The 12,117-nt window shown below is 63.3% G+C and carries 17 protein-coding genes; 3 read left to right on the top strand and 14 right to left on the bottom strand.

The features are described 5' to 3' along the window. Positions 1-68 precede the first annotated feature (68 nt). The 3 genes from AR539_RS11630 to AR539_RS11620 all read left to right on the top strand — a co-directional run bounded on the left by AR539_RS11630 (position 69) and on the right by AR539_RS11620 (position 3,367). A complete protein-coding gene (locus AR539_RS11630; protein WP_197410627.1) occupies positions 69-1,019 on the top strand; it encodes a carbohydrate ABC transporter permease in 951 nt (316 codons plus the stop codon). Further along, complete coding sequence (locus tag AR539_RS11625) at positions 1,016-1,957, top strand: carbohydrate ABC transporter permease (protein WP_066436901.1); 942 nt, start codon at positions 1,016-1,018, stop codon at positions 1,955-1,957. The genes AR539_RS11630 and AR539_RS11625 overlap by 4 nt, the downstream gene beginning before the upstream one ends. Before the next feature lie 63 nt (positions 1,958-2,020). Continuing rightward, positions 2,021-3,367, top strand: a complete 1,347-nt coding sequence (locus AR539_RS11620; protein WP_066436899.1) for an ABC transporter substrate-binding protein — start codon at positions 2,021-2,023, stop codon at positions 3,365-3,367. 509 nt (positions 3,368-3,876) lie between these two features. Here AR539_RS11620 and map read toward each other — a convergent pair. The 14 genes from map to rpmC form a co-directional block, all read right to left on the bottom strand. Continuing rightward, the gene (gene map / locus AR539_RS11615) at positions 3,877-4,704 is read right to left on the bottom strand and encodes a type I methionyl aminopeptidase (protein WP_066436896.1); all 828 of its coding nucleotides are present in this window, start codon (positions 4,702-4,704) and stop codon (positions 3,877-3,879) included. Between the two features lie 134 nt (positions 4,705-4,838). After that, complete coding sequence (locus AR539_RS11610) at positions 4,839-5,408, bottom strand: adenylate kinase (protein WP_197410668.1); 570 nt, start codon at positions 5,406-5,408, stop codon at positions 4,839-4,841. Positions 5,409-5,413: 5 nt separating this feature from the next. Next, positions 5,414-6,724 carry a preprotein translocase subunit SecY gene (secY, locus tag AR539_RS11605; protein WP_066436892.1) on the bottom strand — a complete coding sequence of 437 codons (1,311 nt, stop codon included), beginning with the start codon at positions 6,722-6,724 and terminating at the stop codon, positions 5,414-5,416. A 185-nt stretch (positions 6,725-6,909) separates the two neighbouring features. Then, on the bottom strand, positions 6,910-7,404 hold the full coding sequence (gene rplO / locus AR539_RS11600) for a 50S ribosomal protein L15 (protein ID WP_066436888.1): 495 nt from the start codon (positions 7,402-7,404) through the stop codon (positions 6,910-6,912). Beyond that, positions 7,405-7,611: a 50S ribosomal protein L30 gene (gene rpmD, locus AR539_RS11595; protein ID WP_018773676.1), complete on the bottom strand. Its 207-nt coding sequence runs from the start codon at positions 7,609-7,611 to the stop codon at positions 7,405-7,407. A 3-nt stretch (positions 7,612-7,614) separates the two neighbouring features. Continuing rightward, entirely contained in the window at positions 7,615-8,295 is a 681-nt protein-coding gene (rpsE, locus tag AR539_RS11590; RefSeq protein ID WP_197410626.1) for a 30S ribosomal protein S5, read from the bottom strand. A gap of 26 nt (positions 8,296-8,321) precedes the next feature. Continuing rightward, on the bottom strand, positions 8,322-8,705 hold the full coding sequence (gene rplR, locus AR539_RS11585) for a 50S ribosomal protein L18 (protein ID WP_066436882.1): 384 nt from the start codon (positions 8,703-8,705) through the stop codon (positions 8,322-8,324). Between the two features lie 2 nt (positions 8,706-8,707). Further along, positions 8,708-9,244: a 50S ribosomal protein L6 gene (gene rplF / locus AR539_RS11580; RefSeq protein WP_066436873.1), complete on the bottom strand. Its 537-nt coding sequence runs from the start codon at positions 9,242-9,244 to the stop codon at positions 8,708-8,710. An 18-nt stretch (positions 9,245-9,262) separates the two neighbouring features. Further along, entirely contained in the window at positions 9,263-9,661 is a 399-nt protein-coding gene (gene rpsH, locus AR539_RS11575; RefSeq protein ID WP_066436870.1) for a 30S ribosomal protein S8, read from the bottom strand. 94 nt (positions 9,662-9,755) lie between these two features. After that, the gene (gene rplE / locus AR539_RS11570) at positions 9,756-10,337 is read right to left on the bottom strand and encodes a 50S ribosomal protein L5 (RefSeq protein WP_056425240.1); all 582 of its coding nucleotides are present in this window, start codon (positions 10,335-10,337) and stop codon (positions 9,756-9,758) included. After that, complete coding sequence (gene rplX, locus AR539_RS11565; RefSeq protein ID WP_066436866.1) at positions 10,337-10,696, bottom strand: 50S ribosomal protein L24; 360 nt, start codon at positions 10,694-10,696, stop codon at positions 10,337-10,339. The genes rplE and rplX overlap by 1 nt, the downstream gene beginning before the upstream one ends. 3 nt (positions 10,697-10,699) lie before the next feature. Then, positions 10,700-11,068, bottom strand: coding sequence for a 50S ribosomal protein L14 (gene rplN, locus AR539_RS11560; protein ID WP_003803789.1), 369 nt, complete (start codon positions 11,066-11,068; stop codon positions 10,700-10,702). Between the two features lie 414 nt (positions 11,069-11,482). Further along, positions 11,483-11,791, bottom strand: coding sequence for a 30S ribosomal protein S17 (rpsQ, locus tag AR539_RS11555; RefSeq protein ID WP_082699340.1), 309 nt, complete (start codon positions 11,789-11,791; stop codon positions 11,483-11,485). Further along, entirely contained in the window at positions 11,788-12,117 is a 330-nt protein-coding gene (gene rpmC / locus AR539_RS19810) for a 50S ribosomal protein L29 (protein ID WP_066436863.1), read from the bottom strand. Before rpmC ends, rpsQ begins: the two co-directional genes overlap by 4 nt.

The raw sequence follows: 12,117 nt of genomic DNA, 5'->3' as shown, positions 1-12,117 counted from the left end.
AAGTGATAGCTAGGTATCCCCGCCCATCCGCCTGCCACCCAGCAGGCTCGGACCCGTTAGAGACCTGAATGACGCGACAATTGACCGACCGGCCCCGCGCCGCCGTCGAGCCGAAACCGGCCCCGACGCCCCGCGCCCGCTGGTCCGCCCGAACGCGCCGGGACTTCTTTGTCTTCCTGGCCCTTGCCCTCCCCAACCTGCTCCTCATCGGGGTGTTCACGTACCTTCCGCTCTTCAACAACATCTACTACTCCACGCTGGACTGGACCCTGGGCTCCGCCTCGGCCACGGTGGTGGGCTTCGACAACTACGTCACCTTCTTCACCAGCTCCGACGCCACCAAGGTCCTCGGCACCACCGCCGTCTTCACCCTGATCACTGTGGGCGGCTCCATGGTGCTGGGCCTCCTGGTGGCCCTCGCGCTGAACTCGAAGATCCGCGGCACCACGTTCGCGCGCTCGGCCGTGTTCGCCCCGTACGTCCTCAGCGGCGTCGGCGTCGGGCTTGTCTGGCTTTTCATCTTCGACCCCGGCTACGGGGTGCTCGCCTGGCTGCTGCGCGGCATCGGCCAGCAGAGCCCGCAGTGGATCAATGACCCGCAGCTGTCGCTGGTGATGGTCATCATCGTCTACGTCTGGAAGAACCTGGGCTACTGCGCCGTCGTCTACCTCGCGGGGCTGCAGTCGCTGCCGCAGGATGTGATGGAAGCGGCGTCGCTGGACGGCGCCAACGGCTTCCGGCGCTTTGTGAGCATGGCCCTGCCGCTGCTCTCCCCCACCACATTCTTCCTGCTCATCACCACCATGCTGAGCTCGCTGCAGGCCTTCGACCTGATCCGGATCATGACGCCGCTGGGCAACGGGACGTCCACCCTGATCTACGAGGCCTACCTCCAGGCCTTCGGGGCGTTCAACCGGGCCGGCTACTCGGCCGCGATCTCCGTGGTCCTGTTCGCCATCCTCCTCATCATCACCGTGCTGCAGTTGCGGTTCGTCGAACGGAAGGTGCACTACTCGTGAGCCTGCTCTCGCCCGTCAGCCCTGACCCCGCCGCCAACGCCGGCCCCGCCGCGGATGCTTTCGACGCCGATCCCGGCATTCCGCCGCAGCGCCACCGGCCCTTCTCCCGCGCCAACCTGGTCCAGACGCTTGCCGGCGGCTACCTGCCGCTGATCGTTGCCACCCTGGTGGTATTCCTGCCCCTGCTGTGGATGGTGCTGAGCTCCTTCAAACAGCCCGGCGAGATCATCACCATGGACCTGAAGATCCTGCCGGAGAGCCTGAACTTCGAGAACTACAACATCGCCATGACCACGGTGCCGTTCGCCCAGTTCTTCCTGAACAGCCTGATCGTCACCGGCGTGGGCGCCACCATCAAGGTCCTGCTGGCCATCCTCACGGCGTACGCCCTTGTGTTCGTCCGGTTCCCCTACAAGAACGTCATCTTTGTGCTGATCCTTGTGGCCCTGATGGTCCCGCCGCAGGTGTCCATCCTGCCCAACTACATCCTGATCGCTGGCATGGGCGGCAAGAACACCCTGTGGGGCATCATCCTCCCCGGCCTTGGCACGGCGTTCGGCACCTTCCTTCTGCGACAGCACTTTATGACCCTTCCCGGCTCCATCCTGGAATCGGCCGAGATCGACGGAGCCGGACACTGGCGCCGTCTCTGGCGGATCGTGGTGCCGGTCTCCGTCCCGTCGATCGCCACGGTGGCCCTGGTGGTGGTGGTCAGTGAGTGGAACGACTACATCTGGCCGCTGATCATCACGGACCGGCCCGAGACCATGACGCTGCCGGTGGGCCTGACGCTGCTGCAGAACTCCGAGGGCAACGGATCCGGCTGGGGCATCCTGATGGCCGGCGCTGTGCTGGTGATTGTCCCCATCCTGCTGGTGTTCGCTGCGCTTCAGCGCTACATCGTGGCCGGCCTGACCCAGGGCAGCGTCACCGGGTGACCCGCCCGCCCATGCTTTCTTCACCCACCATTCAACGAGTCAGCACCATCGAGAGGATCCACCATGGCATTGAATCTTGACCGAAGGCATTTCCTGGGACTGGCGGGGGCCGGCGCCGGAGCCGCCGCCATCAGCGCCTGCGGCGGCCCGTCCACCGGCGGGTCCGCGGCCGCGACCGGTGCTGCCGACATCGACTTCAGCGGGGTCAAGCCTGCTGCCTCGATCGATTTCTGGTCCAACCACCCGGGCAAGTCCCAGGACGTGGAGAAGGCCATCATTGAGAAGTTCCACGCCAAGTTCCCGGACATCAAGGTCAACCTGGTCACCGCCGGGGCGAACTACGAGGAAATCGCCCAGAAGTTCCAGACCTCGCAGGCTGCGAAGTCCGGCCTGCCGGGTCTGGTGGTCCTCTCCGACGTCTGGTGGTTCCGGTACTACTCCAATGGCAACATCATTGCCCTGGACAGCCTGATCAAGCAGCTGGACATCAAGGTGGACGACTTCCAGAAGTCCCTCGTTGCCGACTACAAGTACGAGGACAAGCAGTGGGCGCTCCCCTACGGACGGTCCACGCCGCTGTTCTACTACAACAAGGACCACTTCAAGGCCGCCGGCCTCCCGGACCGTGCCCCGAAGACGTGGCAGGAATTCGGCGAGTGGGCGCCCAAGCTGCAGGCCAGCTCCGGCGCACAGTACGCCTACATCTACCCGGCGCTGGCCGGCTACGCGGGCTGGACCCTGCAGAACAACCTGTGGGGCTGGGGCGGCAGCTGGTCCAACGAGTGGACGTTCAACTGCGACTCGGAGGAGTCGGTGGCGGCCCTGCAATGGGCCCAGGACTCCATCTTCAAGGACAAGTGGGCAGGCGTCTCCTCCAAGGAAGCCGCCGATGACTTCGCCGCGGGCATCACGTCCTCGACGATTTCCTCCACCGGTTCCCTGCTGGGTGTCCTGAAGTCCGCGAAGTTCAACGTGGGCGTCGGCTACCTACCCGGCGGCCCGAAGAGCGAGAGCCCGGTGTGCCCCACCGGCGGCGCCGGCCTGGGCATCCCCAGCGGTGTCAGCAAGGAGGTGCAGCTCGCTGCAGCGACGTTCCTGAAGTTCATGACGGAGCCGGAGAACACGGCGCAGTTCTCCGCCGCCACGGGCTACATGCCCACCCGTACCTCGGCCGACATGACCGCCGTCTTGGCTGCCACCCCGCAGATCAAGACGGCCATGGACCAGCTGGCCGTGACCCGCGTCCAAGACAACGCGCGCGTGTTCCTGCCGGGCGCGGACCAGGAGATGGCCAAGGCGGCCGCCGCGATCCTCACCCAGCAGGGTGACGTCAAGGCCACCATGACGTCGCTCAAGGCCACCCTGGAGGGCATCTACACCAAGGACGTGAAGCCGAAGCTCAAGAGCTGACGACGCGCCCGCCTCTGGGCGACACGACAAATCCCTGGCGACGCTGGTTTTCCAGCATCGCCAGGGATTTTTCGTGTCACGGGGAAGGTTGCGCGTCGCCGCGGGGCAGGACGGCGGCCGGGGCAGTTCTCGCGGCTGCAGTTGTCCCTCGACGCGCCAAATACCTGACGCCGCAGTACTCCCGCGTCGTCAGCCCCCTTCCGTGTCGCCGGCAATCCCGCGCGTCGTCGGCACCAAAGCGCGTCGCCACCGCAGGGTGGCCAATGTTGCGCGTCGCCGGCGCGGGGTGGCCATTGGTGCGCATCGCCGGCACCAAAGCGCGTCGCCGTCACCTAAGCGTGTCGCCGAGGCTGCGTGCCGAACGTTCTCGCGGCCGCAGTTGTCCAGCGACGCGCCAAATACCTGACGCCGCAGTACTCCCGCGTCGTCAGCGCCTTTCCGCGTCGCCGGCACCAAAGCGTGTCGACGGCGTCGGGCGGCCAATGGTGCGCGTCGCCGTCGCCGGCAGCCTACGGGATCGGGACGGGTACGACGCCGAGCGGGGCCAGTTTCGCGGCTCCCCCGTCCGGTGCCGAGAGCACCCAGATGCCCTTCTCGTGGACCGCGACGGAGTGCTCCCACTGGCAGGACCGCTTGCCGTCGGTGGTCACCACGGTCCAGTCATCCTCCAGCACCGCGGTGTCGATGCTGCCCCGGACCAGCATCGGCTCGATAGCCAGGCACAGCCCCGGCCGGATCTTGGGACCGCGGTGGTTGGTGCGGTAGTTCGGCACGTCCGGTGCCATGTGCATCTCGGAACCGATTCCGTGGCCCACGTAGTCCTCAAGGATGCCAAGGGGCTTGCCCGGCACCGAAGAGACGTAGTCGTCGACGGCGTTGCCGATGTCGCCGACGAACTTCCCGGTGGCCAGAGCCGCGATCCCGTGCCACATCGCAGCCTCGGTGACGTCGGAGAGCCGCTGGTCCTCGGGGTCGGCGGTTCCCACGATGACGGTGCGGGCGGAGTCCGAGTGCCAGCCGTCCAGGATGGCGCCGCCGTCGATCGAGAGAATGTCACCGTCCTGCAGGACACGCCCGCCGGGGATGCCGTGCACCACTTCCTCGTTCACCGACGTGCAGATGGTGGCCGGGAAGCCGTGGTAGCCGAGGAAGTTGGACGTGGCGCCGGCCTCTTTGAGCACCGCCGCGAACACGGCGTCGAGCTCTGCCGTGGTCTTGCCCGGTGCCGCGGCCGCAACAGCGGCATCGAGGGCGCGGCTGAGGACCAGCCCGGCCTGGTGCATGGAGCGCATCTGCGCGTTGGTCTTGTATTCGATGCGTGGCTGGCCGAATGCCATCCGCAACTTCCTTTCGATGGAGCTGTTGGTAAGTGGAGCTAGTCAGTGGAACGGTGCCGGCTGGCCGCAGGGGCGGCCAAACGGCTGAGGCTCCTCCCGGATTACCGGAAGGAGCCTCGAAGTGCAGGAGCCGATCAGGCCGACTGGGCCTCTTTGATGGCCTGCATCACGCGGTCGGTGACCTCGTCGATGCCGCCGATGCCATCCACGCGGGTCAGGATGCCGCGGTCGGCGTACTTTGCCACCACAGCCTCCGTCTGGCCGTGGTACAGGTCGAGGCGGTGCCTGATGACGGCTTCATTGTCGTCAGTGCGGCCCGTTTCCTTGGCCCGGCCCAGCAGGCGGGTGACCAGTTCCTCGTCGTCGGCCGTCAGCTGCAGGACAACGTCCAGCTTTTGGTCGCCGTCGGCGAGGATGCCGTCGAGGTAGTCCACCTGCGCGGTGGTGCGCGGGTAACCGTCCAGGAGGAAGCCGTTCTCGACGTCGTCCTCTCCGAGGCGGTCACGGACCATCTTGTTGGTCACGCTGTCCGGGACGAAGTCGCCGGCGTCCATGAACTTCTTGGCTTCGATGCCCAGCGGCGTCTCACCCTTGACGTTGGCCCGGAAGATGTCCCCCGTGGAGATCGCAACGACGCCGAGGCGTTCGGAAATGCGCTCCGCCTGCGTCCCCTTGCCGGAACCGGGAGGTCCGATAATCAACATTCTCGTCATCGCAAAAGCCCTTCGTAGTGACGCTGCTGTAGCTGCGCATCAATCTGCTTGACGGTCTCCAAACCGACGCCGACCATGATCAGGATCGAAGTGCCACCGAACGGGAAGTTCTGGTTGGCGTTGATCAGGACCAGTGCGACGAGAGGAATCAGTGCCACAAAGCCCAGGTAGATGGCACCCGGGAGGGTGATCCTGGAAAGCACATACTGCAGATAATCCGCGGTCGGCTTGCCGGCACGGATACCCGGAATGAAGCCGCCGTACTTCTTCATGTTGTCAGAAACTTCTTCAGGGTTGAAAGTGATCGCAACATAGAAGTACGTAAAGAACACAATCATGGCGAAGTAGAGGGCCATGTAGATGGGGTGGTCACCGCGCGTCAGGTTGTTGTTGATCCACTCAACCCAGGGGGCGATCGGCTCGCCGGGCGCGGGCTGGTTGAACTGTGAGATAAGGCCCGGCAGGTACAGCATCGAGGATGCGAAGATGACGGGCACGACGCCGGCCATGTTCACCTTGATGGGGATGTAGGTGCTGGTGCCGCCCACGGTGCGGCGGCCGATCATGCGCTTGGCGTACTGCACCGGGATACGGCGCTGGGACTGCTCCACGAAGACCACCGCGGCCACCGTCAGGAGACCGATCACCAGGACCATAAAGAACGTGCCCGGGCCCTGCGAGGTCCAGATGGCGCCGAGCGAGCCCGGGAAGCTGGAAACGATCGAGGTAAAGATCAGCAGGGACATGCCGTTGCCGACGCCCTTTTCGGTCACGAGCTCGCCCATCCACATGATGAGGCCGGTGCCGGCCGTCAGCGTGATGATGATGAGGATCGTGGTGACGATGCTGTCATCCGGGATGATCGGGAGCTGGCAGTTCGGCAGCAGCTGGCCGGAGCGCGCCAGCGACACCAGGGTCGTTGCGTTCAGCAGGCCGAGGGCGATGGTGAGGTACCGCGTGTACTGGGTCAGCTTCGACTGGCCCGCGGAGCCTTCCTCGTAGAGCTGCTGGAAGCGGGGAATGACCACGCGGAGCAGCTGGACGATGATGCTGGCCGTGATGTAGGGCATGATGCCCAGGGCAAAGACGGACACCTGAAGCAGCGCACCGCCACTGAACAGGTTGACGAGCTGGTAGATACCGCCCGAGGTCTGACCGCTCTGCAAGCATTGCTGGACATTCTGGTAGCTCACACCAGGCGAGGGGATGAAGGCACCCAAGCGGAAGATTGTGATGATTCCCAGCGTGAACAACAACTTGCGTCGCAGATCAGGCGTGCGGAAGGCCCGGCCGAATGCGCTAAGCAAGCGTCCTCCTGAGTAATAAGTAAAGTCGTGTGAGATAGGTCAAATAAACCCAACAACCGAGTCTAACGGGTTCATGCGCCCTGCGAACAATCGCAGGGCCCGAAAAACGGAAAAACTCCCGGTACCGAGGGCCGAAGCCCCGGGTACCGGGAGTTTCCACAACGGGCAACTGCCCCGCCGCCTCGTTAGAGGGCGGTGGTGCTTCCGCCTGCTGCTGCAATCTTTTCTGCGGCGCTGGCCGAGAATGCGTGGGCGGTGACGTCAACCTTGACGGTGATGTCGCCGGTGCCCAGCACCTTGACGGGCTGGTTCTTGCGAACGGCACCCTTTTCGACCAGGTTCTCCACGGTGACTGCGCCACCTTCCGGGAACAGCTCGTTGAGCTTGTCCAGGTTTACAACCTGGAACTCAACCCGGAACGGGTTCTTGAAGCCGCGCAGCTTCGGCAGGCGCATGTGCAGCGGCAGCTGGCCGCCGGCAAAGCCAGCCTTGATCTGGTAGCGGGCCTTCGTACCCTTGGTACCGCGACCGGCGGTCTTACCCTTGGAACCTTCACCACGACCAACACGGGTCTTGGCGGTCTTGGCACCCGGGGCGGGACGCAGGTGGTGAACCTTCAGTGCGTTCTGCTTCTCAGCAGTGGCGCTCTGTGCCTTTTCGGCGGTTTTCTTCTCTGCCATTTACTTCGCCTCCTCTACCTTTACCAGGTGCGGAACCGTGTTGAGCATTCCAACGGTCACGGCGTCGGCGGTGCGGACAACGGTGTGTCCGATCCGCTTCAGGCCGAGGGACCGCAGGGTGTCGCGCTGGTTCTGCTTGCCGCCAATGGCGGACTTGATCTGAGTGATCTCCAACTTTGCGTCGGAGACAAGCACGTTCTTAGCCATGACTCAGACACCTGCCTTCTGGTTCAGGAGCTGCTTGACCATTGCCTGCGGGGCAACTTCGTCGAGCGGGAGGCCGCGGCGTGCTGCCACTGCTGCCGGCTCTTCGAGGCGCTTCAGCGCGTCAACGGTCGCGTGCACGATGTTGATGGCGTTGGAAGAACCGAGCGACTTGGAGAGGATGTCGTGGATGCCCACGCACTCCAGTACTGCACGGACCGGACCACCGGCGATAACACCGGTACCGGCGGACGCCGGGCGCAGCATGACGACGCCTGCGGCGGCCTCACCCTGAACACGGTGCGGGATGGTGTTGCCGATGCGGGGAACGCGGAAGAAGGACTTCTTGGCCTCTTCAACGCCCTTCGCGATTGCGGCAGGAACTTCCTTAGCCTTGCCGTAGCCAACGCCGACCATACCGTTGCCGTCACCGACGACGACGAGGGCGGTGAAGCTGAAGCGACGACCACCCTTGACGACCTTGGAAACGCGGTTGATGGTTACGACGCGCTCTACGAACTGGCTCTTTTCGGCTTCGCGGCCACCGTCGCGGCCACCACGGCCACCACGGTCGCCACGGCCCTGGCCGCGGTCGCCACGCTCGCCACGACGAGCGCCACCACGGCGGTCATCAGTGGTAGCAGGCGCAGCGGTCTCAGTTGCCGGAGCAGCTACAGCTTCAGTCACCTGAATGTCCTTTTCGTTATTTTCGGTCACAGTGCCAGCCCACCTTCACGTGCGCCGTCAGCGACAGCGGCGATCCGGCCGTGGTACTTGTTACCACCGCGGTCGAAGACAACAGCTTCGATACCGGCAGCCTTGGCACGGCCGGCAACGAGCTCGCCGACGCGCTTGGCCTTGGCGGTCTTGTCACCGTCGAATGCACGAAGGTCGGCTTCCAGGGTGGAGGCGCTTGCCAGCGTCAGGCCCTTGGTGTCATCGACAACCTGGACGAATACGTGGCGTGCGGAACGGTTGACGACCAGACGAGGACGTACAGCCGTACCGGAGATGCGCTTGCGGATACGAAGCTGGCGGCGGCTGCGCTGGGCAGACTTGCTCTTGTTCGTACGCTTCTTGTTAATTGCGATCGCCATGGTTACTTACCAGCCTTTCCGACCTTGCGGCGGATGACTTCGCCTGCGTAACGGATGCCCTTGCCCTTGTAGGGGTCCGGCTTCCGCAGCTTGCGAATGTTGGCAGCAACCTCGCCGACCTGCTGCTTGGAGATGCCTGAAACAGAGAGCTTGGTCGGGGTCTCTACTGCAAAGGTGATGCCGTTCGGTGCCGTGATGTTGACCGGGTGGCTGAAGCCGAGAGCGAACTCCAGGTCAGCACCCTTGGCCTGAACGCGGTAACCGGTACCAACGATTTCAAGCTTCTTCTCGTAGCCCGTGGTGACACCCTGGATCATGTTGGCGATCAGGGTGCGGGTCAGGCCGTGCAGCGAACGTGAGGCGCGCTCGTCGTTCGGGCGGGCGACAGTCAGGGTGCCATCTTCCAGGGTGACCTCGATCGGGCTGGCCACAGTGTGGGTCAGCTCGCCTTTGGAACCCTTGACGCTGACGACAGAGCCGTCAACCTTGACCTCAACGCCGGCAGGAACGGTGATGGGGAGACGTCCAATACGTGACATTATTCTCTTCCTTTCCCGTTACCAGACGTAAGCGAGGACTTCGCCGCCCACGCCCTTCTTGCCGGCCTGCTTGTCAGTCAGGAGGCCGGAAGAGGTGGACAGGATTGCGATACCCAGACCACCCAGCACGTGCGGCAGGTTGGTGGACTTTGCGTAAACGCGCAGTCCCGGCTTGGAAATACGACGAACGCCAGCGATGGAACGCTCGCGGTTCGGACCGAACTTGAGCTCGAGGGTCAGCTTCTTGCCGACTTCAGCGTCTTCTTCTTTCCAGGAGGCGATGTAACCTTCGGCCTTCAGGATGTCGGCAACGCGTGCCTTGAGCTTGCTGTACGGCATAGACACGGAGTCGTGGTATGCCGAGTTTGCGTTGCGCAGACGCGTAAGCATGTCTGCGACGGGATCTGTCATTGTCATGGTGGGCTCTTGCCCTTCCTCATAACGGTTTCCGCCGTGCTGGACGCCGAACTGGGTTCGGGGCCGGCGCGGGCGGACCTTTTACGTAGCTAGATTAGTCTTCGGTCTTGAACGGGAAGCCCAGCGCCTTGAGCAGCGCACGGCCTTCGTCGTCGGTCTTGGCAGTGGTCACGACGGTGATGTCCATGCCGCGGACGCGGTCGATGGAATCCTGGTCGATCTCGTGGAACATAACCTGCTCGGTCAGACCGAAGGTGTAGTTGCCGTTGCCGTCGAACTGCTTGCCGCTGAGGCCCCGGAAGTCGCGGATACGCGGCAGTGCCAGCGTGACCAGACGGTCCAGGAATTCCCACATGCGGTCCCCACGCAGAGTTGCGTGTGCACCGATCGGCATGCCTTCGCGCAGCTTGAACTGTGCGATCGACTTGCGGGCCTTGGTTACCTGCGGCTTCTGGCCGGTGATCAGGGTCAGATCGCGGACAGCGCCGTCGATCAGCTTGGAGTCCTTGGCGGCATCTCCAACACCCATGTTCACAACGACCTTGACCAGACGGGGAACCTGGTTGACGTTCTCGTACTTGAATTCCTCAACGAGCGAGCTCTTGATGGAATCCGCGTACTTGGTCTTCAGACGAGGAACGATCTTGCTTGCCGGAGTCTCGAGAGTCTCAGTCATTAGATGTCCTTCCCTGAGCTCTTGGCCACGCGGACGCGCACTTCGCGCTTCACGCCATCGCGCTCAACGGTCTCGGTGCGGAAACCGACGCGGGTGGGCTTCTTGGTGGACGGGTCTACCAGGGCCACGTTGGAGATGTGGATCGAAGCCTCAACGACCTCGATACCACCGGTCTTGGTGCCGCGCTGCGACTGACCGACCTTGGTGTGCTTGGTGACGCGGTTGATGCCTTCGACCAGCACGCGGTTGGTCTCGGGGAACACGCGCAGAACCTTGCCCTGCTTGCCACGGTCGCCGCCGCGCTCAGCCTTGGCGCCAGTGATGACCTGAACGAGGTCACCCTTTTTGATCTTAGCCATGGACTAAAGCACCTCCGGAGCCAGAGAAACGATCTTCATGAACTTCTTATCGCGAAGTTCACGACCAACCGGTCCGAAGATACGGGTACCGCGGGGGTCACCGTCGTTCTTCAGGATCACAGCTGCGTTCTCGTCAAACTTGATGTAGGAACCATCTGCACGGCGGCGTTCCTTCTTGGTACGGACGATGACAGCCTTGACGACGTCGCCCTTCTTTACGTTGCCGCCCGGGATTGCGTCCTTGACGGTAGCGACGATGACGTCGCCGATGCCTGCGTAGCGACGGCCAGATCCACCGAGAACGCGAATGGTAAGGATTTCCTTAGCACCCGTGTTGTCGGCGACCTTGAGTCGCGACTCCTGCTGAATCACTATTTACTCCTTGCGTCGCGCTGGTTCTCAGACCGAAAATCTTCCTACGGAATGAGCCTTGCGGAACGGTTGATCGGGGTGTCTCTTGACCTGCCTGGATTTTGCCAGACCAGGCCTAAACTCCCGTGCCAAAAACATTTGCTTCCCAGACGCACTGGGCGCGAGGGGGCACTATGCCGTGGCACGATTGTTTACGAGGTTGACGCACGGCGCACTGAAGGCGCCATACAAACTCAAAATCTTAGCACGTTTTGGGCCTCAGCCAGAATCGGCCACTACCACAGTCGACGGCGTCACGCACGGCAGGCGTCCGGCCCGCCGGCCGCGGCACTCCCCCGGAAACGGAACAGCCCCCGCTCCCAAACGGGAACGGGGGCTGCTGTGCTGTTTTCCCTGGAGGGAAAGCGGCAGGTGTTACTTGGCCTTCTCGATGATCTCCACCAGGCGCCACCGCTTGGTAGCGGAGAGCGGGCGGGTCTCGGCGAGGAGAACCAGGTCGCCGATGCCGGCGCTGTTCTCTTCGTCGTGAGCCTTGATCTTCGTGTTGCGGCGGATCACCTTGCCGTAGAGGGCGTGCTTCACACGGTCTTCGACCTGGACAACGATGGTCTTTTCCATCTTGTCCGAGACGACGTAGCCGCGCTTCGTCTTACGGTAACCGCGCTCGTCAGCCGTAGCTGCACCGGAAACAGTTTCCGTCACGTTCTCGTCCTTCTTAGTCACTTGGCGTCCTCCTCGGTTTCAACCGTCTCAGCCTTTTCGGCCTTCTTGGTTGCAGCCTTCTTGGACTTCTTCTCTTCCTTGGCTTCCACAACCGGTGCGGCAACCTCGGCACGAATGCCCAGCTCGCGCTCACGGAGAACGGTGTAGATGCGGGCGATGTCCTTCTTTACCGCACGCAGACGACCGTGGTTCTCCAGCTGTCCGGTGGCGGACTGGAAACGCAGGTTGAACAGCTCTTCCTTGGCCTTGCGGAGTTCTTCAACGAGACGCTCGTTGTCGAAACCGTCCAGCTGTGCGGATGCAAGTTCCTTGGATCCTACTGCCAT

Origin of the sequence: Arthrobacter sp. EPSL27 (assembly GCF_001512305.1) — a bacterium.
Classification (GTDB): Bacteria; Actinomycetota; Actinomycetes; order Actinomycetales; family Micrococcaceae; genus Arthrobacter.
Note: the sequence above shows the minus strand (reverse complement) of the source record. Positions and strands in the feature narration are given on the sequence as shown.

Coding starts and splice junctions, on each gene's coding strand:
- rpsH (WP_066436870.1), bottom strand. CDS start 9,661: ATGACAATGACAGATCCCGTCGCAGACATGCTTACGCGTCTGCGCAAC.
- AR539_RS11610 (WP_197410668.1), bottom strand. CDS start 5,408: ATGTTGATTATCGGACCTCCCGGTTCCGGCAAGGGGACGCAGGCGGAG.
- rplE (WP_056425240.1), bottom strand. CDS start 10,337: ATGACTGAGACTCTCGAGACTCCGGCAAGCAAGATCGTTCCTCGTCTG.
- AR539_RS11620 (WP_066436899.1), top strand. CDS start 2,021: ATGGCATTGAATCTTGACCGAAGGCATTTCCTGGGACTGGCGGGGGCC.
- rpmD (WP_018773676.1), bottom strand. CDS start 7,611: ATGGCTAAGAACGTGCTTGTCTCCGACGCAAAGTTGGAGATCACTCAG.
- rplX (WP_066436866.1), bottom strand. CDS start 10,696: ATGGCTAAGATCAAAAAGGGTGACCTCGTTCAGGTCATCACTGGCGCC.
- rpmC (WP_066436863.1), bottom strand. CDS start 12,117: ATGGCAGTAGGATCCAAGGAACTTGCATCCGCACAGCTGGACGGTTTC.
- map (WP_066436896.1), bottom strand. CDS start 4,704: ATGGCATTCGGCCAGCCACGCATCGAATACAAGACCAACGCGCAGATG.
- rplF (WP_066436873.1), bottom strand. CDS start 9,244: ATGTCACGTATTGGACGTCTCCCCATCACCGTTCCTGCCGGCGTTGAG.
- rplR (WP_066436882.1), bottom strand. CDS start 8,705: ATGGCGATCGCAATTAACAAGAAGCGTACGAACAAGAGCAAGTCTGCC.
- AR539_RS11630 (WP_197410627.1), top strand. CDS start 69: ATGACGCGACAATTGACCGACCGGCCCCGCGCCGCCGTCGAGCCGAAA.
- rplO (WP_066436888.1), bottom strand. CDS start 7,404: ATGGCAGAGAAGAAAACCGCCGAAAAGGCACAGAGCGCCACTGCTGAG.